Source organism: Candidatus Methylomirabilota bacterium, from assembly GCA_035764725.1.
In the GTDB taxonomy this organism is placed as follows: Bacteria; Methylomirabilota; Methylomirabilia; order Rokubacteriales; family CSP1-6; genus DASRWT01.
In genome coordinates this window covers 1-19,439 of record DASTYT010000052.1, presented here as the reverse complement: position 1 = coordinate 19,439, position 19,439 = coordinate 1, and the positions used below count along the sequence as shown (strand labels likewise).

Sequence of the window (19,439 nt, the reverse complement as noted above, 5' to 3'; positions counted from 1 at the left end):
GCCGGCATGCTGCAGATCTTCGTCAACACCAACTATGACTTCGTGGGCAAGCGGCGCTGGTTCTATCTGGCGTCGCTGGGCGCTGTGATCGTCTCGATCGTCTCGATCGTGCTGCACGGCGGGCTCAACTACGGCATCGACTTCACCGGGGGCACCTTGATCCAGCTGCGCTACGAGAAGCCGGTCACCGTGGACCACGTGCGGCGAGGCCTGGACCGCATCGGGCTCGGCACCGCGGTGATCCAGCAGTTCGGCGATCCGCAGGAGTACCTGGTGCGGCTGCCCCAGAGCGACCGGAAGTCGGACGAGCTCACCAAGGCGGTGCAGACCGCCCTCTCGGCGACGGGTGACGGCGCGCTGGAGATCCGGCGGGTGGAGTTCGTGGGACCCCAGGTGGGACGCGACCTCCAGCTCCAGGCGCTCTACGCGGTGCTCGCCGGCATGGCGGGCATCCTCGTCTACGTCGCCATCCGGTTCGACTACCGCGGCGGCGTGGTCTCCGTCCTCGCGTTGGCCCACGACGTGATGGTGACGCTGGGCGCGCTCTCCATCACCGGCCGCGAGATCTCGCTGCCCGTCCTCGCCGCCCTCCTCACCATCGTCGGCTACTCGATCAACGACACCATCGTGGTGTTCGACCGCATTCGGGAGACCCGCGGGCGGGGGACGCGGCGGGGCCCCGGCCTGGCCGGCCTCATCAACTCCGCCATCAACCAGACCCTGTCCCGGACCCTGCTGACCTCGTTCACCACGTTCCTCTCGGCCTTCGTCCTCTTCCTTTTCGGGGGCGAGGTGCTGCGCGACTTTGCCTTCGCCCTCGTCATCGGGGTGGTCACCGGGACCTACTCATCCGTGGCGGCGGCGGCGCTGATCCTCGACTGGGAGAACTGGAGCCGCGGGAAGGCCCCCGCCGGAGGCAAGGTCCCCGCCAAGGCCTGATCGCGACCGCGAAAAATGTCTGGCGTTGTGCCAACTTACGTGGCAACATTAATGGTCAACCTAGGGAGGGAACGGGTTGACCCAGCTCCAGACGCTGATCGACGAGATCCCGAAGTATCAGCCCACGGCTGATCTGGGGCTCGTCGAGCGCGCCTACCGGTTCTCCGAGCAATCCCACCTCGGGCAGCAGCGCGCCTCCGGCGAGCCCTACCTCTCGCATCCCCTGGAGGTCGCCGGCCTCCTCGTCGACTTCAAGATGGACGTGACGACGGTGACCGCCGGCCTCCTCCACGACGTTCTCGAGGACACCCAGACCACCAAGGACGACCTCGTCCGCGAGTTCGGCGCCGACATCGCCGAGCTGGTGGACGGAGTGACCAAGATCGGCAAGCTGGCCTTCTCGTCGCGCGAGGAGCGGCAGGCCGAGAACTTTCGCAAGATGGTGGTGGCGATGGCGCGCGACATCCGCGTGCTCATGATCAAGCTCGCCGACCGCCTCCACAACATGCGGACGCTCGGCTACCTGCCGCCCGAGAAGGCCAAGAAGATCGCCCAGGAGACGTTGGACATCTACGCGCCGCTCGCCCACCGCCTCGGCATGGCCAAGGTCAAGGCGGAGCTGGAGGACCTCGCCCTCCGCGTCATGCACCCCGACTCCTACCAGGAGCTGATGCGGCGGGTGGCCAAGCGGCGCCTCGAGCGCGAGGCCGAGATCAACCAGGTCATCGCCTTCCTCCAGGACAAGCTCGGCGAGGTGGGAATCGAGGCCCGGATCAGCGGCCGGCCCAAGCACTTCTACTCGATCTGGAAGAAGATGCACGAGGGCGGGCGCGAGTTCGACGAGATCTACGATCTCACCGCGGTCCGCGTGATCACGAAGTCCGTGCGCGACTGCTACGGGGCGCTCGGGGTGATCCACTCGCTGTGGAAGCCGGTGCCCGGCCGCTTCAAGGACTTCATCGCGATGCCCAAGGTGAACATGTACCAGTCCCTCCACACCACCGTGATCGGTCCCAAGGGCGACCCGGTGGAGATCCAGATCCGCACCCTCGAGATGCACCGGATCGCGGAGGAGGGCATCGCGGCCCACTGGCTCTACAAGGAGCGCCGGAGCGACCGGGACCGCTTCGACGACGCATTCACGTGGCTCCGCCAGCTCATGGAGTCCCAGAAGGAAGTCAAGGACCCCAAGGAGTTCCTGGACACCGTGCGCCTCGACCTCTTCCCGGACGAGGTCTACGTGTTCACCCCGAAGGGCGACGTGAAGGCGCTCCCGGAGGGGGCCACGCCCATCGACTTCGCCTACACCGTGCATACCGACGTAGGCCATCACTGTGTCGGCGCGAAGGTCAATGGCAAGCTGGTTCCCCTCCGCTACACGCTCCGGCAGGGCGACATCGTCGAGGTCGTCACCTCCCCGGGGCAGCATCCGAGCCGTGACTGGCTCAAGATCGCCAAGTCCAACCGCGCCCGGGCCAAGATCAACCAGTGGCTCAAGGTCGAGGAGCGCGCGCGATCGCTCGAGCTGGGGCGGGAGCTGTTCGAGCGGGAGACGAAGAAGTACCGCCTCACGTCGGCCACCCTGCTGGCCGGCGACGACATCCGCAAGGTCGGCGCCGAGCTCGGCTTCCCCACCGTGGACGATCTCCTGGCGTCGATCGGCTACGGCAAGACGTCCGTCCAGCAGGTGCTGGGCCGAGTCGCCCCCGGGGCGGTGCACGAGCAGGTCGAGCGTGTGCCCCACAAGGCCGCGCGCAAGAGCGAGAGCGCGGTGCGGATCCGAGGGGTCGACGACCTCATGGTGCGGTTCGGGAAGTGCTGCTCGCCGGTGCCCGGCGACAGCATCGTCGGGTTCATCACCCGCGGCCGCGGACTCACCGTGCACGCGCGCGACTGCCTGACCGTGGCCAAGAACGTGCTGGACAAGGAGCGGCTGGTGGCGGTGGAGTGGGAGGGGAGCGGGCCGGCCAAGCGGCCCGTCCGCATCGCCGTCTACATCGGGCGCGACCGCCCAGGCCTCCTCGCCGAGATCACCACCGCCATCTCCTCGGGCAGGGGCAACATCACCAAGGCAGACATCACGGTGACCGAGGACCGGAAGGGCATCAACAACTTCGTAGTCGAGGTCGAGGATCTCAAGCAGCTTCAGGCCATCATGCAGGCCATCCGCGACGTCAAGGACGTCATCAACGTCGAGCGCGTGAGAGGCCTCTAGCCTCCGCCCCGCCCATGACGCGCGCCGAGTTCGAGGCCCTCGTTCATCGGGCCTTGCGCCGCCTGCCCCATCCCTTCCGCGATCGCATCGAGAACGTCGCCGTCGTCGTCGAGGACTGGGCCGACGCGGCCACCCTGGCCGAGATGGGCATCGAGCCTCCCGACACGCTCTACGGCCTCTATCGCGGGGTCGATCTCACTCGGCGCGACTCCGGCTACGGGAACGTCTTGCCGGACACCATTCACATCTACCAGGGGCCCATCGAGGAAGACTGCGCCGACCCCCAGGAGATGGCTGACCTCGTGCGAGATGTCGTGATCCACGAGGTCGGTCACTACTTCGGGCTCGACGACGAGACCATGGACGGGATCGAGCAGGGCGACTAGCCTGCGCGCTCCCGTTCCCAGCCAATTTCCCCGATTTTCGCTTGACAAGGGATTTCGTTTGTTCGTATTGTTTCAGCAGACGCTGAAAATGACGGAACAAGTGAAACCATGGCGAAGCCGCGAGACATCAGGCAGTTGGCGGGGCAAAGGCTCCGGGAGCTCTTCCCGCGCGCCGCAGCATGGGAAGAGCTGGAGGAATACCCTGTCGGCAGCCAACGTGCGGATCTTCTAGTCCGTTTCAAGATGGGACCGGTCGACTCGACGCTGGTGCTCGAATTCACTTCCGTGGGACAACCCCGTCAGATCCGCGAGTCGATTTCGCGCTTGGGCGAGCTGCGCCGGGACCTGCCGAGTGCGTATCCCCTCGCGGTGGCCGAGTACGTGAGCCCGCAGAGCGCCGCTCTGCTGCGCCGAGCCGGCATGGGCTATCTAGATCTCTCGGGAAACTGTTATCTCTCCTTCGATCACGTGCTGATCGAAAGGGAGGGGAGGCCGAACCTCCGCCCCTCGACACGGCCGCTGCGCTCGCTCTTCGCGCCGCGAGCCAGCCGGGTGGCGCGCGTGCTGCTGGTCGATCCCCAGCATGCCTGGCGCCTCGAGGAGCTCGCCAAGGCCGCCGACGTGAGCCTGGGACACGCCCACAACGTCGTGAAGCGGATGGAGGATCTCTCCTGGATCGAGCGGGGCGAGCATCAGCGCATCCGTCTCTCCAAGGCCGGTGAGCTACTCGAGGCCTGGCGGGACGCGTATACGTTCCGGCAAAATCGCGCGGAGAGCTGCTTCACGACCGAGCGCATCACCCGGAAACTCGTGGCCGAGCTGGCGCGGGTCTGTCACGCCGAGGGCCGGCGCTACGCGTTCACCCTCCACGCCGGGGCCGCGCTGATCGCGCCGAGCGTCCGCTTCCCCGCCATCCACTGCTACGTCGAGGGTGATCCCGCGCCGGTGATGGCGGGTCTCAGCCTGCGGCCCGCCGAAGGCGAAGGCAACGTCAATCTCCTTGAGCCCTATGACGACGGCGTGTTCTACGCGCCGGTGACCAAGGGGGGGCTTCCGGTCGTGTGCCTGCCCCAGCTGTACGTCGATCTCTATCGCTATGAGCGTCGCGGGCGGGAGCAGGCCGCCCACTTGCGGCGTGAGGCGATGGGGTACTGACGGGAAGGGAAGGGGGTGAGCCTCACATGGCAAAGCGTAGAGCCGCGAAGAAGGGCGGAAAGAAGAAGAAGGCGATGAAGAAGGGCAGGAGGAAGTAGACGCATCGACGATCGCACACGAAAGGAGGTGACGCTCCGATGGCGAAGAAGAAGGCGGCCAAGAAGAAGAAGAAGTAAGTTAGCGACGTGCTGAGCGGTGGGGGGTGGCGGCCTCCCACCGGGACTCATACCCTACATACGGAGAACGGGGGGCGCCGAGCCCCCCGTTTTCTTGCTCTAGAGGACCTTCGTCACTTTGCCGGCCTTGAGGCACCGCGTGCAGACGCGCAGGCGCTTGGGGCGGCCCCCGCCGACGCTGCCCCGCATCGACACGAGATTGGGCATCCAGCGCCGGGCGGTGACGTTGTGCGCGTGGCTGATGCGGTGACCGACCGCGGGACCCTTCCCGCAGATGTCGCAGCGCTGAGGCATGGGGCTGGCTCCTTCGTGGTGGCGACCGAGATGTCCCGACGAGGTTGTCGGATGCGGCGCCCTTTTATAGCCGAAACCGGGAGTGAATTCAAGGAATCCCTGGCGACCTCATGCGACAACCTCGTGTCAGGCGATGCCACCGGGTCGAGGAACGGCGCGGTGGCCGGTCATCCGATCGACCCGAATGCGGTAGAAGATCGGCACCAGCGGGCGCGGCCCGGACGATTCAACGTACTCTGGCTCCCACCACATGGCAGATTTCTCGAGAAGCTTGTGTGCGACGGCGCGGGTACTCTGCCACTCTGGCGTGTCGGGCAGTTCCTCGTAGCGACCGAGGACGACCACACTCACCCATTGCTGCGGGCTCACGATCTCGTCGACCTCGACACAAACCCGAGGGTTGGCACGCATCCACTCGATCTTTTGCCCAACCGTGGCAAAGCTAAAGAGGGCCTTATTATGGTAGGCGAAGTAGACGGGCACGACACAGGGTTGAGCCCTGTGCGTGCACGCTCCTCTACGCTCCTCAGATTCGCACCGAAAGACGCGCGGGGCCCTGACCTTCGCAAGTCAATTCACGCGGGGCACGGTTGTCCCAATCGGGGCGAGCGGGCCTCGGCCCGGGCGCGCGCCGCGGCCTCGCGGAGTGCGATCAAGATCCACGAAATACGGCTGAACCCTTCGTGGCATCGCCGTTGCTCTTCTCACGAGTGGTTCATCGGCAGAGAGGTTTGGATCGTCTGGCCCTCGCACAAGGAGGACGGCGTGTCGCTGAAGGATCCGCTTATCATCGCAAACAATGGCCCGACCTCCTCGGCCACCTCGACATGGCCTTCCCGCGGGCTGCCGAGCATCCGGCCCATCTGACGGGGCTATAACGTGATGCCGCCATCTCTGACGCCGACCTACGGCGATATGCTGTCGCACTAGGGCGCGCGCGATGGACGGGACTGGATATCATCGTATCGTCGTCGCGGTGGACTTCTCCCCGGCATCCGAGGAGGCGTGGGCCCATGCCAGGCGGCTGGCCGCGCTCTCGGATGCCGAGATCGTCCTAACCCATGTCGTACCCGAGGCGCCTCGACTTGTGGGCGGACCGCTCACGCGAGCACGGCTCGCCGAAGTCCGGGCCGCGCTGCGCCGCTGGGCGGACGACAAGCTCACGAAATGGGCGGAGACCGCGAGGGCCGAGGGTCGCCGCGTACGGCTGGCGGTGCGGATCGGCATCCCATACGAGGAGATCGTGGATCTCACGACCGACGAACGCGCCGACCTCGTCGTAATCGGCACTCGGGGGCGATCGGGCGGCCCCCGCGCACTGCTGGGCAGCGTGGCCGAGCGCGTGGTGCGACTCGCCCCGTGTCCGGTGCTCTCGGTTCACGCCCGGCCATGATGACGCGCCCCTGCGAGCTCGGACGTGGGCTGACATGCTGCAGCTGATCGTCCGGTCCGGCGTATGCACTCCCGGGTGCGCCGAGATCATCGGCGCCTATCCGTGACGGTCACGGCGCCCTGGCATGCCGAAGATCGACGGCCTCGGGGTTGTGCTGCTCTATCGCCGGGGCCGGCTCTTGCGGGGGGCCACGCGCGGCGATGGCCGCGTCGGCGAGGACGTGTCACGCCGAACCTCCGCACCGTCCCCGCGGTGCTCGCTTCGCTCGCGGGCGCGCTGGGGGGCGCCGACGAGGTGGAGGTCCGCGGCGAGATCTACATGCCGCGGGCCGCCTTCGCGCGGCTGAACCGAGGGTTGGAGGCACGCGGCGAAGAGGCCTTCGCCCGCGCAATGCCGCCGCGGGCTCGGTGCGTAAGAAGGACCCCACCGTCACCGCGCGCCGCCCTCTCGACCTCTCCATCTACCAGATCAGCCATCTGCGCGGCGGCCGCTTCGACACCCATTGGCAGGAGCTCGAGGCCCTCCGTCGGGCCGGGTTCACGATCAACCCGCGCAACAAGGTCGATGATCTTGTCCTTCCGGAGCGACTCGGCTCCACCGGACATCACCCACGCTGGGCGATCGCGCTGAAGTTCACCCCGCGACAGGCCGCCACGCGGGGTGCGGGGCATCGAGGTGCAGGTCGGCAAGACGGGGACGCTGACCCCGGTGGTCCCGCTCGAGCCGGTGGCGGTGGGGGGAGCGGTGATCCGCAACGCGAGCCGCACAACGAGGACGAGATCCGTCGCAAGGACATCCGGGTGGGGGACACCGTCCTCCTGGTGCCGGCGCCGTGGACGGGCCGGGCCATTCCATTTCCCCACCCATTGCCCCGCCTGCGGCGGCCTCGCGATGCGCCCGGAGGGGGAAGCCTACTGGCGGTGTCGGAACAGCGCCTGCCCAGCGCAGCTCAAGGAGCGTCTTCGCCACTGGGGCTCGCGGCGCGCGATGGACATCGAGGGCCTGGGCGAGCAGACGATCGCCGCGCTCGTGGACCGCGGCCTCGTCGGCGACTTCGCCGATCTCTACCGCCTGACACCGGCCCAGCTGACGCGCCTTCCAGCTTCGCGACGAAGTCGGCGCAGAACCTGGTGGACGCCATCGAGAGGTCGCGGCGGCGAGGGCTCGGTCGGCTGCTCCACGGTCTCGGCATCCGGATGGTGGGCGAGCACGCGGGGCAGCTCCTCGCCGGTCGCTTCCACAGCCTCCCCCGGGCTGGCTCGCGCCACCGCCCCCGAGATCGCCGCCATCCGGGGCGTCGGCCCCCCCCCATCGCCAGTCGGTCGTGAAGTTCCTGGGCGAGTCCAGCAATTGGTGGGTCATCGAGCGTCTCGCCGCGAGTGGCGTCGCGATGGAGGAGCGGGAGGCGCCGAGGGCCAGCGGCCCCCCCCGGGAAGACCGTGGTGCTGACCGGGACGCTCCGGCGCTTCTCGCGTGACGAGGCGAGGGACCGGATCGAGGCGCTGGGCGGCCGCGTCACCGACTCCGTGTCGCGGAAGACCGACCTCCTGGTGGTGGGCGAGGAGCCGGGAGAGAAGCTGTCGGAGGCGTGCCGCCTCAGGGTCCCCACGTGCGGCGAGCGCGCGTTCCTCGGCCGCATCGGGAAGCGGCGGCCCACTCATGGAGGAGGGCGAGGATCGAGCGCCTCAGCCGTGTAGTCGTCCGGGGATTCCAGATCATCCATCCCGCGGCGCCCGCCGCTTCGGCCGCGCGCATCTGGCCCGGACCTCGGCGGCCGTGAAGGACCGCCGGTCGAAGGCGTAGTCACGAAAATCCTGGATCCATGGGTGCACCTGTGCGCCGCCGTGGGCGGCGCGCACCCGCGTTCGCTCAACGGTCTCGAAGACGACTTCCTCCGGGTGGACGACGGGATGGGGAAAGCCGAGCCGGGTATCCCCCGATGATAGGCCGACGGGTAGGCCATGGGGCAGCAGCCGTCGACCCACGGGGCGAGACCCTCGATCCGCTGGCCAATCTCGCTGTCGGTGGAGTTGAAGGCCACATAGCCGAAGATGTCGAGGGCGATGAGGGCGCCGGTCCCATCGAGGGCGGTGCGGGCGCGAGTGAGGAAACCCGTGATGGCCTGTGTCGGGTCGATTGCGTGCTCGGCCGGGAGTAGCGCACGTGGCCGAGCTCACCATCAGCGGGGAAACGGAGGTAGTCGAACTGGATCTCCTGGAACCCCTTGCTGGCGGCCTCGCGCGCCACCGCGATCATGTAGTCCCACGCCTCCTCGCGGAACGGGTCGAGCCCGGCGAGACGCTCGTTGTCCACCCAGGGACGGCCCGTCCGGACGTCGGTGAGCGCCCACTCGGGCCGATGGCGGGCGAGCACGTCGTTGGCAACGACCCGCGCGATGGTGTAGATGCCCCTTCGCTTCAGCTCCTTGACGAGCACGTGCAGATCCCGGACCCGGACGGGGACGAGCGCCCCCGCCGCCCGCGCCGGTGAGGGTGAGGGTGGAGGGGAGGGCCGCGCGCGCGAGAGGCAGCAGGGCCTCGTAAGCAAGCGTCGTGGAGCCGCGCTCCCACGGATCGCCTCGATGTCGATCCGATGGGCACCGGCCGCGATACGCCCCGGCTCGAAGGTGAGCGCGGTCGAGTCGAGGGCATCACCCTCCACGCGTGCGCCACTGACCTTGGCGAGCGCCCGCACGACCGCCAGGTGTTGCGGCTGGAGCCCCGGCCGTGGCCGCCCGGGCCGGATGCGGACGATCCGGAGCTGGCGCGCCGTCGCCACGGCGAGCGCGAGCGCCGCCCGCGGGATCTATCCGCCCCCCTCGCCATGCGACCCGTCGAAAGTGAGGCATCCGTGCGGCCGACCGGTCGATCCTTGGGGCGCGATCCCGCGGATGCTTAGGGGCCCAGGCGACGCCGGAGATACACGAACCAGTAGACCGCCCCCACGAGCCCAACGCCGCCAATGAGATTGCCGAGCGTGACCGGGAGGAGGTTCGCGACGAGGAACCGTCCCCAGGTGAGCGTCTCGCTGATCCGTTCCGGACCATGCGCGGCGACGAAGGCAGGGTCGCTCCACGCGAGCAGCAGCGCGAACGGCACGAAGTACATGTTGGCGATCGAGTGCTCGAACCCGGAGGCCACGAACGCCGTGATGGGCGGCACGATGACGAGCACGCGGTCGGCGGTGGAGCGGGCGCTGTGGGTGAGCCAGACCGCTAGGCAGACGAGACCGTTGCAGAGTATGCCGAGGGCCATCGCCTGTCCGAAGCCCAGATCGACCTTGTGTGCGGCGACTCGCAGCGCGACGTCACCGACGCCCTCGATCCGGTAAGTTCCTGCCATGACCACGAGTCCGGCGGTCGCGACCGCGCCGGCGAAGTTGCCGACGTACGTGATCGCCCAATTGCGGAGGAGCGAGCGCGCGGAGATGCGGCGCGCGGCCCATGCCATGACGACGAGGCTATTCCCGGTAAAGAGCTCGGCACCGCCCACGATGACGAGCACCAGGCCGAGGCTGAAGGCGACTCCCGCGAGGATACGCACGGATCCGGAGGGCGAGTCGCCGGCGCCGGCGAGGGCGACGGTGAAGAAGACCGCGCCGAGCGCGATGAAGGCTCCCGCCAGAACGCTCAGGACTGAGAGCGCGGGGAGGTCCAGGGCGGCCTTCCGCGCCCCGGTTTCCTCTGCGCGCTCGGCCATGCGAGGGGGGAGGAGGGCGTCGAACGCTGAGGTAGAGCGGGGCTCGTTGTCATGCGCCGAGTCAGTCACGGGGGTCTCTCCCTCCCGGAACGGCCAGATTCGTGCTGGAAGAAGGCCGATGGCGCGTTCGATTTGTGCGCCCCCGTCTGGGGCACGTGCTCCCCATGTGGGCACCGCCGCCCCAGGGACTCATCGTTCACGGTGCCGCAGGATATCACGGCGCGTCCAAGCCCCCGTTTTGGCGGCACCTCCGCTTGGCACCTGCAATGCACCCTCTCCCTCGGGTGGTACATGCACCGTGGATACGAGGGGAGGAATTTCATGCGGCATCCCAAGAGAGCACTCACCCGTGACATTCGGACGAGGGCGGCCAAACGCCGGGGACGGGCGGTGACCGATATCGAGGCGCTCGGCTGGCCGGAGCGTGCGCTGCGCGTGAAGGATCTGATGTCCCGCACCTCGTTGGCGGTGGGCCTGGACACGCCCGTGGGGAAGGCCTGGAAGCAGATGCAGACCCGAAAGATCCGGCATCTGCCCGTGCTGGAGGGAAAACGTCTGGCCGGGATCGTGAGCGATCGGGATCTCCGACAGGTCATCCTCGAGCCGGCGATACAGGAGCAGCTCGGCAACATGAGCCGCGCCCTCAACATCCTCACCGTTCGTGACGTCATGACCTGGGGTGTGGTGAGCGTCCGGCCCGATACCGACATCCGCCGCGCGGCTCAGATGCTCCGGGAGCAGCGGATCAGCGCCCTTCCGGTAGTCGAGGGAGACCGGCTCGTCGGCATGCTCACGGCCACCGATATCATCCGTGGCTTCGTGGCACTCCTCGAGGAGGGCGTGCTCTCGAAGCCCGAGCGCTGGGGAGCGGAAGGGTAAGCGGCCCCTTGCTCGGTCCCCGGAAGGAGGGCCATGACAGGAGGGAGGACGCCATGATTGCACGCCACCTGATGACGGTAGATCCCAAGGCGAGCATTGGCGAGGCCTGGGACCTCATGTGCGAGTTGGAGATTCGGCACGTGCCGGTGGTCCAGGACGGCGCTCTCGTCGGCATGTTGAGCGATCGAGACCTCGGCACCCTCGACATCGGCCGCATGCTCGCCCTCGAGGGGCTTCCGCGGCCCGGGCCGAGCTCGCGCGCCCGGTCATCGAAAGCATGAGCGCGGACGTCATCTCCGTCCGCCCCGAGACCGAGGTGGCCGACGTGATCGGGCTCCTGCTCGAGGGCAGGGTCGGGGCCCTCCCGGTGATCCGACCCGACACGCGCGAGGTCCTGGGAATCATCAGCTACGTGGACATCCTGCGCGCCCTTCAGAACCAGCTCGTCGAGGCCTGAGGCCGGAGAGGTGGCCGAGGACACACTCGCGCGGCTGTTCTGGCGGCGCGTCGGGGGGTACACGCGGCGCTCGTCACCGTGTTCGAGGAGTCGCTCGACAAGCTCCGGGAGACTACATTCGCGATACGAACGCGAAGGTGCCGCCTTACGCGGGGATCAAGTGCTCCACGGTCCCTTCGGCTGAGTTGTCGGAGCGGCGGAAGAAGTCACATCCACCCAAAAGCTCCGGCGCAAGCGAACCGGCGAGAAGTGCGCGACGTACTCAAAGACCTCTCTATCGGCGACCCGTCTCGACCGGCTCGCCTGCCACCTCTCCGGCGGGGGCGACATGAACGACTTCAAGGCCCAGCGCGACCGCATGGTGGAGACGCAGATCGCCCGCCGCGGGGTTCACGACCCGGCGGTGCTGGAAGCCATGCGTACGGTGCCGCGGGAGCGATTCGTGCCCGAGTGGCGCCGCGATGGACGCGTACGCAGACGAGCCCCTGCCCATCGAGGAAGGGCAGACCATCTCGCAGCCGTACATCGTAGCGCTCATGATCGAGGCGGCGCGCCCGCAGCCGGCCGACCGGGCGCTCGAGATCGGCACCGGTTCCGGCTACTCGACGGCGGTGCTCTCGACCCTGGTCGCGGAGGTCTATCCACGTGCGTCACGCTAATGGAACCCTTGGCTGGCCCGAACATGCGCCGTATGACGTCATCATCGTCACCGCCGGCGGCCCGCGAGTGCCCCAGCCCCTGCTCGACCAGCTCGCGGTGGGCAGTCGCCTGGTGATGCCCGTCGGAAGCTGGCGGGTCGGGCAGCGGCTGGTCCGACGGACGTGCACGGGCCGGGCGGGGGACGACCGCTACGAGCGCGAGGAGCTCGAAGCGGTCGCCTTCGTCCCGCTGATCGGCGCCGAGGGCTGGGCGCTAGGCCAGCCGCCCGAGGGAGGGGCAGCCGTCAGGCCACCGGCGCGGTCAGCTCGCGCTCGGCCCGCGAGGTGAACTCGCGTTCGAGCGTCTCCAGGGTATCGACGATGCCTGTATAGCTCAGCTCGGCGTGCGAGGCCATGGTGGGTCCGAGGAAGCCCTGGCGGCGCCATTCGTCGGCCTTCTGCTGCACCTTGAGCCGCGTGGCATCCCATGCCACGTTGCCAAACAGATCCAGCCACTCCTCTGTGAATCGGCCGCGCGCGTCCATCGAGAAGGCAATGCACGAGATGATGGGCAGGCAATACGGTCCCGCGACGGCCGTGTTGATCGCCACCGGCATCAGCGGCATGACATGGGAGCCCCGGCAGTCCCCCGTCACGAAGTGGCCGAGGGTATAGGGTTCGATCACTTCCTCCGGGGCGGGGAAGATTCCTTGCGTCCGCACGATGGCCACGGGATCGTCCTTGCCGGTGTACTTGCCCGCGATATTGTGAAGGCGAGTCGCGGAGACGGCGACGATCTGCTCATCGGGGCTGTGGCGAGAATGGATCGCTTCAATAGCAAACCGGTCCGGATTCTGGAGCAAGGCGGCCACGTCCCACACCCGCTCGGGGACGTCCAGGTGGATGATGCGGTCGCCGTCGTGACCCTTGTGATCCATGTCGATGATGGTCAACGTGAAGCCACGGTGGAGCTTGGGGCTCAGCAGGAGCCCGCCATTGTGCATGGGGTCGCAGAAGACCGAATAGAGCGGATAGTTGTAGGCTCCGGGGCTGCACTTGTCCCCCGCGAAGACCAGGAAGGGCTCGGCGGGACGCTCTTTATCGGCGGGATCCCGGTCGATCTCGATCTCCGCCACCGCGGGCCCCGCGCCGCGGATATTGGCCGAGGGCGCGTCAACGAGGAGGTCCTGGCCGGCCCCGTAAAGCCCTGCCGCCTTGGCCACGTCCGTGGCCGCCAGGAAGGTATCCCACGCGAACCGGTGGACGGCGGGCGTCCCTGGCGTGAGTGGATGGCTCATGATGAGGGCGATGTCGTCACCCGTGTGAGTCACGAGGCCATCCATGAGGAGGCCCGTCTTGATCGCGTCACGGATGCGCAGGTTCGCCGAGTCGAGCATCCGCTGGGACGGCTTGGTATGCCCCCCGATAGATCCCACATCGGCCTTGATGACGGAGATGGTGAGCCTCACGTGGTTCTCCTTGCGGTGGGGGTCCGTCCGAGCGCGCAGCAGATCGCGCCCAGTGAGGATCCCAACCAGTCGATCGTTCTCGACCACGACCAGGCTTGCGGCTTGCTCATCAGGTCGCCGACCTTGTTCCCCATCATTCAGCCCTTCCCGCGGGCGCGGACTCGGCGGCTACGCGGCGCCGATCGACCGAGTTCCGGGACGGCACAGCCCCGCGGCCCGCGCTGCCGCGACGTGCCCCATCTCGTTGCCGAGCAGGATGATGAGGTCGTCGATCGCGATGATTCCCGCAAGCTCGCCGTGCCGGTCGACGACCGGAAGCCGGCGGACGCCAGTCCGCGCGAACATCTGCGCGGCATCGAGTAGGCTCGCGTCCTCCTGGAGAACCGTCGGCTTCCCGTGCATTACGTCACCGACCCGAGCCTCGTCTGGATCCTTCCCCTGCGCCACCACATTCATCACGATGTCGCGGTCGGTGAGCACCCCCACCGGCCGGCCGGCGTTGACCACGACCAGGGCGCCGAGGTTCTTGGACCGCATCGCCCGGGCAGCCTCGGCGACCGTCATCCGGGTCGAGGCGGTCACCACTGGCTTGACCGCAATCGTCTTCGGCATGGCGTTCCCCTTTTTCGTCCGGAAGCGTCGAACGCCCCGGTCGCTCGCCCCTTTGAGCTCTCAGAACGTGCAACCGCCGAGCCAGCCGGTAGCGCAGAGGTCACGTCCTGACGAAGCGCGGGGCCGCGCGTTGTCCCCTTCGAAGCGAGAAGACATGAGAGCGCGCCTAGTTGAAGGGCCGAGCCCGCTTCCCAAAGGACTTCGGCCGAGCGTGCGGTTACCCAGTTCGCACCGACCGGAATCCGCCGCAGCGCCGAACGAAGCCTGGTGCGATTTTGTCCCGGCGGGACAGCCGCGCCCCACTTCGCGATCGGGGCCGGGTCCCGAAAGCGATGGCAACTATGCGATTGCCGCCATGCGGGAACTGGCATCGCAATTGCGAAGCTCCAAGGAAAGGGTGATAGCCCGTGAAACCCTTGCCGTATCGCGACGACAAGATCTTTGCTGGTCCCAGCGGCCACGCCATTCTCGCGGTCTGCGGCATGCATGCCCCAGCATCCGGTCCGGCCGCCTCGCCAAGCCTGCGACTTTCCGCTGATCCTCGGTGGCGCCCGCGATGCAAGAAAAGTCAGTGGGCGAGATGCGCGTGTTCGGTGAGTGGACGCCGATGCTGGACATCTCGGAGACCAAGGACGCCCTCGTAGTGAAGGCCGAGATCCCAGGCATCGACTCCAAGGACATCTCGGTGTCCCTCGAGGGCCAGATGCTTATGATCAAGGGGGAGAAGAAGCACGAGAAGGAGGAAAAGGGAGCAAGGTCACGGCCGTTTACAAGAACGGCTTGCTCACCGTGGCGATGCCGAAAGCCCCGAGGGCCAAGGGCAACCTGATCTCCGTGAAGGCCGAGTAGCCCGGAGCTCGGTGCGCGGGGGCGGCCGGTGACCGTTCCCCCGCGCGCCGGGCCGTTGGCCGCGAGCCCTCCATGGGCCAATGGCGGGTGCTCGAGACGGCAGCTTGCGCCTTCGCTCAGCTCATGGTCGAGGCCGCCACTCTCGACGGGCGCGTGGAACGCCGCGTGATCCTGACCGCCAGCCGGCTCGACATGCTCGAGCAAGTCACCAATGTCACGTGCCTGCCCGGCATCGTCCGCGCCGCCCTCTGCATGTCGGACGGGCACGGGGGTTACGGCTTCCCCATCGGGGGGTCGCCGCCTTTCGCGCGGACACCGGCATCATCTCTCCGGGAGGAATCGGATTCGACATCAACTGCGGGATGCTCTCGTCCGCACCGCCCTCACCGAGGCGGGGGTGCGCCCTCGCCTGACGGAGGTGATCGAAGCGCTCCTTGCAGCCGTTCCCACCGGAGTCGGTGGACGGGTATTCGTGCGTCTCGACAACAGCGAGTTCCGGGACGTCATGGTGCAGGGCGCCCGCTGGTGCATCGACCGCGAATACGGCTGGCCGGAGGACCTCGACGGGATCGAAGGCGGCGGCTGTCTCCCCGGTGCCGCCCCCGAGCAAGTCAGCGAGCGGGCCATCTCGCGCGGCCTCCAGCAGCTCGGCACGCTGAGATCCGGGAATCACTACCTCGAGATCCAGGTGGTGCCGCCGGACGGAGTGCTCCACGCGGCGCTCGCTCGCGCTCTCGGCGTCGACCGGCCGGGCCAAGTGCTTGTGATGCTCCATGGTGACTCTTGTGGGTTCGGACACCAGATCGGCATGGACTACGTGAAGCGATTCGGCTCGGCGCTCCTCCTGGGATACCGCCCACGCGATGACGGAGACCTTCGGCTCTACCGTCCATGGTACGGGCCGGACGATGTCCCGAGCCCAGGCGAAGCGGCGCGTCTGGGGCGAGCAGCTCATGGGGGACATGGAGGCGCGCGGGATCGTGGTCCGGGCCGCCTCGAAGTCGGGCGTCGCGGAGGAAGCGGGCTTCGCGTACAAGGACCTCGGCGAGGTCGTGAAGGTGCTTCACCGGTTCGACCTATCGCGGAGGGTCGCCTTCCTCGGGCCGGGAACATCAAGGGCTAGGGAGGAGCGATGAATACGCACAAGCTCGGACTGGTGCTGGGGTCCCTTTACGCGGGCTGGCACTTCATGTGGTCAGTGCTCGTACTCCTGGGATGGGCGCAAGGATTCATCGATCTTGTGTTCTGGCTGCACTTCATCACGCCGCCATACGCCGTCGGTTCGTTCGTCCTGGGGCGCGCCATCGCTTTGATCGCCACAACGGGGGCGTTCGGGTACGTCCTTGGCCGCGTTCTTGGTGTCCTTTGGAATTGGGTTCAGCGAGGCTGAAGCATAACCCAGGGGTCGCTGGTTAAAGCGCAGGCCCCGCAGTCCTCAGCGGCTAGGGTCAGGCAGGCGGGAGGATCATACTTCGGGCAACCGCAGTGCCTCGGAAGATGGTGGAATTGCTTGAGGATGATGATGCGTGATACCAAACGTGGCGGGGGACGGCCTCCTTTTTATAGCATGGGTCCAAGGCGAGGCAACCGGTTGGCGACCAAACGGCAGCGCCCGATAGTCTCAACCACGACGCCCGCCTCCCCGTCGCGGCCGGAAAACCTCGACACCCCACTCCAGTTCCTCCGCGGCGTCGGCCCCCAGCGCGCCAAGCTCTACGCCAAGCTCGGGATCAATACCGTGGCGGACGCGCTCCTGCACCTGCCGCGGCGGCACGAGGATCGTAGCCAGCTCACTCCGCTGGGGCGCCTCGCGGTGGGGCCGGAGGCCCGCACGTGCGCGGGCACGGTGGCGGGCGTGAGCCCGCCGCCGCGAGGCCGGCCCCAGATACCCCTCTTCGTCACGCTGCGGGACGCCACCGGCTTTCTTCGAGCGGTCTTCTTCGGGCAGTCGTACCTCGCGCGGGTCATCCAGCGCGGTCAACGTCTCATCGTGCACGGCAAGATCCAGCCGCCCAATCGCGGGAGCGGCGCCCTCGAGATGCGCGTGGACGACTACGAGATCGTCGAGGACGCCGAGGACGAGACGCTTCACACGGGTCGCCTCGTCCCCGTGTACCCGAGCACGGCCGGCCTCAATCAGCGCCCCTTCCGTGCCCTGCAGAAGCGCCTAGTGGACGCGCACGCGGGGGCGATGCCGGAGCCGTTGCCCCCCGGGGTGCTGGCGCGTCGGGGGCTCTTGCCCATCGGCGCCGCGCTCCGGGCTGGCCACTTCCCCGCCACGGAAGCGGAGCAGGCGTCCGGCCGCCGGCGACTGGTCTTCGACGATCTCCTTCTCCTCGAAGTGGGGCTCGCCATTCGCCGCAGCCGCGAGGGGCGCCGGCCCGGACTCTCGCTCAACCCGCCCGGCGAGCTGGGGCGGCGACTACGGGCCGCTCTGCCGTTCGCACTCACCGGCGCACAGGAGCGGGTGTGGAAGGAAATCCGCGCGGATATGGCGGCGCCGTATCCCATGAACCGCCTGCTCCAGGGCGATGTCGGCTCGGGCAAGACGGTCGTGGCCTGCCTCGCGATCCTCACCACCATCGAGTCCGGCTACCAGGCTGCCCTCATGGCCCCTACCGAGATCCTCGCAGAGCAGCACGCCATGACGCTGGGGCGCCTGCTTGTACCGCTGGGCGTGGACGTCACGCTGCTCACCAATGCCACGCGCGGCAAGGCCCGCCGCGAGCGGCTGGACGCGCTGCGCGCGGGCGCGACGGGCTGCGTGGTGGGCACCCACGCCCTCGTGCAGAAGACCGTGGGCTTCAAGCGTCTCGGGCTCGCCGTCGTCGACGAGCAGCATCGCTTCGGCGTGGTCCAGCGCGCGGTCCTGCGCGCGAAGGGCGAGAGCCCGGACGTGCTCGTGATGACGGCGACGCCTATCCCGCGCACGCTCGCCCTCACACTCTACGGTGACCTCGACGTCTCCGTGCTGGACGAGATGCCGCCCGGCCGTCAGCGCATCGTCACCGGTGTGCGCGATGAGAAGGGTCGGCCCCGGGTCTACGCCTTCCTGCGGGAGCAGATGAGGGCCGGGCGGCAGGTCTACGTGGTCTATCCCCTCGTCGAGGAGTCGGAGGTGCTGGACCTGCGTGCGGCCACGGACATGGCGAAGCGACTGCAGGACGACGTCTTTCCCGAGTTCCGCGTTGGGCTGCTCCACGGACGCATGGGCTTCGCCGAGAAGGACGCGGTCATGACGGAGTTCCGACGCGGCGCCATCGACCTCCTCGTGTCGACCACGGTGATCGAGGTGGGCATCGACGTGTCGAACGCCACCGTGATGCTCGTGGAGCATGCCGAGCGCTTCGGGCTCTCCCAGCTCCACCAGCTGCGCGGGCGCGTGGGGCGGGGGAGCGACAAGAGCTACTGTATCCTCATGAGCGCCGGGACGTCCGACGACGCGCGCCGGCGGCTGGCCGCCATGGAGGAGACCGGCGATGGGTTCAAGATCGCCGAGGTCGACCTCGACATCCGCGGGCCCGGCGACTTCATCGGCACCCGCCAGTCCGGGCTGCCCGCCTTCCGGATCGCCGACCTCCGGCGTGACGCCGCGCTCCTTGAGGAAGCACGGCAGGAGGCCTTCGCCCTCGTTGCCCGCGACCCGGACCTCGCCCAGTCCGAGCACCGTGGACTCCGGGCGGCGCTGCTCGCCCGTTGGCGCGGGCGGCTCGACCTCGCAAGCGTCGGCTGATGAAGGTTCTCGCCGGCGCGCTCAAGGGTCAGCGCCTCGTGACGCCGAAGGGCCGCGTCACCCGGCCCACCACGGACCAGGTGCGCATCGCGTGCCTCGATACGCTCATGCCCTATCTCACTGACGGCCCCTTCCTCGATCTGTTCGCGGGGGCAGGCGGCGTGGGGATCGAGGCGCTGTCGCGCGGCGCCCCGTCCGCGGTCTTCGTGGAGCAGGACCCGCACGCCCTGCGCGCCCTCCGCGACAACGTGGACCGACTAAGCCTGGCCGATCGCGCGCGGATTATACGCGACGACGCCGCGCGCGCGGTCGAGGAGCTCGGAGCGGCCGGCGCCCGCTTCGCGGTGGCCTTCGCCGATCCGCCCTACGCGTCGCCGCGGGCGGCCGCGGTCCTGGAGGCCATCGCGACCGGCGCCTGCCTCGCCCCGGATGCCGTGGTGGTGTTCCAGCACGCCACCAAGTCGCCGCTGCCCGACGCGCCCGGGGTGCTGAGCCTCTGGAAGACGCGGCGCTTCGGGGAGACCACCTTGACTTTCTTTCGGCGCC

Annotated in this window: 18 protein-coding genes and 2 pseudogenes; 14 read left to right on the top strand and 6 right to left on the bottom strand. The window is 68.2% G+C overall.

The window, feature by feature from the left end:
* Positions 1–6: 6 nt before the first annotated feature.
* The 4 genes from secF (at position 7) to VFX14_09270 (ending at position 4,695) form a co-directional block, all read left to right on the top strand.
* On the top strand, positions 7–939 hold the full coding sequence (gene secF, locus VFX14_09285; protein ID HEU5189868.1) for a protein translocase subunit SecF: 933 nt from the start codon (positions 7–9) through the stop codon (positions 937–939).
* 76 nt (positions 940–1,015) lie between these two features.
* Positions 1,016–3,154, top strand: a complete 2,139-nt coding sequence (locus tag VFX14_09280; protein ID HEU5189867.1) for a bifunctional (p)ppGpp synthetase/guanosine-3',5'-bis(diphosphate) 3'-pyrophosphohydrolase — start codon at positions 1,016–1,018, stop codon at positions 3,152–3,154.
* Between the two features lie 14 nt (positions 3,155–3,168).
* The gene (locus VFX14_09275) at positions 3,169–3,540 is read left to right on the top strand and encodes a metallopeptidase family protein (GenBank protein ID HEU5189866.1); all 372 of its coding nucleotides are present in this window, start codon (positions 3,169–3,171) and stop codon (positions 3,538–3,540) included.
* 267 nt (positions 3,541–3,807) lie between these two features.
* The gene (locus VFX14_09270; GenBank protein HEU5189865.1) at positions 3,808–4,695 is read left to right on the top strand and encodes a type IV toxin-antitoxin system AbiEi family antitoxin; all 888 of its coding nucleotides are present in this window, start codon (positions 3,808–3,810) and stop codon (positions 4,693–4,695) included.
* Between the two features lie 22 nt (positions 4,696–4,717).
* On the opposite strand, the gene VFX14_09265 is transcribed toward VFX14_09270, so the two are convergent.
* The 3 genes and pseudogenes from VFX14_09265 to VFX14_09255 form a co-directional block, all read right to left on the bottom strand.
* Complete coding sequence (locus tag VFX14_09265; protein ID HEU5189864.1) at positions 4,718–4,912, bottom strand: hypothetical protein; 195 nt, start codon at positions 4,910–4,912, stop codon at positions 4,718–4,720.
* A 58-nt stretch (positions 4,913–4,970) separates the two neighbouring features.
* The gene (rpmB, locus tag VFX14_09260; protein ID HEU5189863.1) at positions 4,971–5,165 is read right to left on the bottom strand and encodes a 50S ribosomal protein L28; all 195 of its coding nucleotides are present in this window, start codon (positions 5,163–5,165) and stop codon (positions 4,971–4,973) included.
* Between the two features lie 126 nt (positions 5,166–5,291).
* A pseudogene (locus VFX14_09255) lies at positions 5,292–5,666 on the bottom strand (pyridoxamine 5'-phosphate oxidase family protein).
* Positions 5,667–6,105: 439 nt separating this feature from the next.
* Here VFX14_09255 and VFX14_09250 point away from each other — a divergent pair.
* Together VFX14_09250 and VFX14_09245 are read left to right on the top strand one after the other, a co-directional pair.
* A complete protein-coding gene (locus VFX14_09250; GenBank protein HEU5189862.1) occupies positions 6,106–6,558 on the top strand; it encodes a universal stress protein in 453 nt (150 codons plus the stop codon).
* A 1,442-nt stretch (positions 6,559–8,000) separates the two neighbouring features.
* Positions 8,001–8,255 carry a BRCT domain-containing protein gene (locus VFX14_09245; protein HEU5189861.1) on the top strand — a complete coding sequence of 85 codons (255 nt, stop codon included), beginning with the start codon at positions 8,001–8,003 and terminating at the stop codon, positions 8,253–8,255.
* 1,197 nt (positions 8,256–9,452) lie between these two features.
* Here VFX14_09245 and VFX14_09240 read toward each other — a convergent pair.
* Complete coding sequence (locus VFX14_09240) at positions 9,453–10,325, bottom strand: formate/nitrite transporter family protein (GenBank protein ID HEU5189860.1); 873 nt, start codon at positions 10,323–10,325, stop codon at positions 9,453–9,455.
* 321 nt (positions 10,326–10,646) lie between these two features.
* Here VFX14_09240 and VFX14_09235 point away from each other — a divergent pair, with 321 nt between their 5' ends.
* The 4 genes and pseudogenes from VFX14_09235 to VFX14_09220 all read left to right on the top strand — a co-directional run bounded on the left by VFX14_09235 (position 10,647) and on the right by VFX14_09220 (position 12,579).
* On the top strand, positions 10,647–11,135 hold the full coding sequence (locus tag VFX14_09235) for a CBS domain-containing protein (protein ID HEU5189859.1): 489 nt from the start codon (positions 10,647–10,649) through the stop codon (positions 11,133–11,135).
* Positions 11,136–11,188: 53 nt separating this feature from the next.
* Positions 11,189–11,416: a CBS domain-containing protein gene (locus VFX14_09230; protein ID HEU5189858.1), complete on the top strand. Its 228-nt coding sequence runs from the start codon at positions 11,189–11,191 to the stop codon at positions 11,414–11,416.
* Positions 11,413–11,592 carry a CBS domain-containing protein gene (locus tag VFX14_09225; protein HEU5189857.1) on the top strand — a complete coding sequence of 60 codons (180 nt, stop codon included), beginning with the start codon at positions 11,413–11,415 and terminating at the stop codon, positions 11,590–11,592. Before VFX14_09230 ends, VFX14_09225 begins: the two co-directional genes overlap by 4 nt.
* 461 nt (positions 11,593–12,053) lie before the next feature.
* A pseudogene (locus tag VFX14_09220) lies at positions 12,054–12,579 on the top strand (hypothetical protein).
* On the opposite strand, the gene VFX14_09215 reads toward VFX14_09220, so the two are convergent.
* Positions 12,536–13,699, bottom strand: a complete 1,164-nt coding sequence (locus VFX14_09215) for a fructose 1,6-bisphosphatase (protein ID HEU5189856.1) — start codon at positions 13,697–13,699, stop codon at positions 12,536–12,538. The pseudogene VFX14_09220 and the gene VFX14_09215 sit on opposite strands and share 44 nt — an antisense overlap.
* Positions 13,700–13,867: 168 nt before the next feature.
* A complete protein-coding gene (locus tag VFX14_09210; protein ID HEU5189855.1) occupies positions 13,868–14,311 on the bottom strand; it encodes a CBS domain-containing protein in 444 nt (147 codons plus the stop codon).
* A 1,712-nt stretch (positions 14,312–16,023) separates the two neighbouring features.
* On the opposite strand from VFX14_09210, the gene VFX14_09205 reads away from it, so the two are divergent.
* The 4 genes from VFX14_09205 to rsmD all read left to right on the top strand — a co-directional run.
* On the top strand, positions 16,024–16,296 hold the full coding sequence (locus VFX14_09205) for an RtcB family protein (protein HEU5189854.1): 273 nt from the start codon (positions 16,024–16,026) through the stop codon (positions 16,294–16,296).
* Positions 16,293–16,550 (top strand): hypothetical protein, encoded by a 258-nt coding sequence (locus tag VFX14_09200; GenBank protein HEU5189853.1) that lies wholly within the window; start codon positions 16,293–16,295, stop codon positions 16,548–16,550. Before VFX14_09205 ends, VFX14_09200 begins: the two co-directional genes overlap by 4 nt.
* A gap of 201 nt (positions 16,551–16,751) precedes the next feature.
* Positions 16,752–18,893 (top strand): ATP-dependent DNA helicase RecG, encoded by a 2,142-nt coding sequence (gene recG / locus VFX14_09195; GenBank protein ID HEU5189852.1) that lies wholly within the window; start codon positions 16,752–16,754, stop codon positions 18,891–18,893.
* Positions 18,893–19,439: 16S rRNA (guanine(966)-N(2))-methyltransferase RsmD (gene rsmD, locus VFX14_09190; GenBank protein HEU5189851.1), on the top strand; the 547-nt coding region annotated here is incomplete at its 3' end. The genes recG and rsmD, both read left to right, overlap by 1 nt.

Bases quoted from the DNA above. Each gene is read 5' to 3' on its own strand.
- secF (HEU5189868.1), top strand. From the start codon at position 7: ATGCTGCAGATCTTCGTCAACACCAACTATGACTTCGTGGGCAAGCGG.
- VFX14_09275 (HEU5189866.1), top strand. From the start codon at position 3,169: ATGACGCGCGCCGAGTTCGAGGCCCTCGTTCATCGGGCCTTGCGCCGC.
- rpmB (HEU5189863.1), bottom strand. From the start codon at position 5,165: ATGCCTCAGCGCTGCGACATCTGCGGGAAGGGTCCCGCGGTCGGTCAC.
- VFX14_09250 (HEU5189862.1), top strand. From the start codon at position 6,106: ATGGACGGGACTGGATATCATCGTATCGTCGTCGCGGTGGACTTCTCC.
- VFX14_09230 (HEU5189858.1), top strand. From the start codon at position 11,189: ATGATTGCACGCCACCTGATGACGGTAGATCCCAAGGCGAGCATTGGC.
- VFX14_09225 (HEU5189857.1), top strand. From the start codon at position 11,413: ATGAGCGCGGACGTCATCTCCGTCCGCCCCGAGACCGAGGTGGCCGAC.
- VFX14_09210 (HEU5189855.1), bottom strand. From the start codon at position 14,311: ATGCCGAAGACGATTGCGGTCAAGCCAGTGGTGACCGCCTCGACCCGG.
- VFX14_09205 (HEU5189854.1), top strand. From the start codon at position 16,024: ATGACGGAGACCTTCGGCTCTACCGTCCATGGTACGGGCCGGACGATG.
- VFX14_09200 (HEU5189853.1), top strand. From the start codon at position 16,293: ATGAATACGCACAAGCTCGGACTGGTGCTGGGGTCCCTTTACGCGGGC.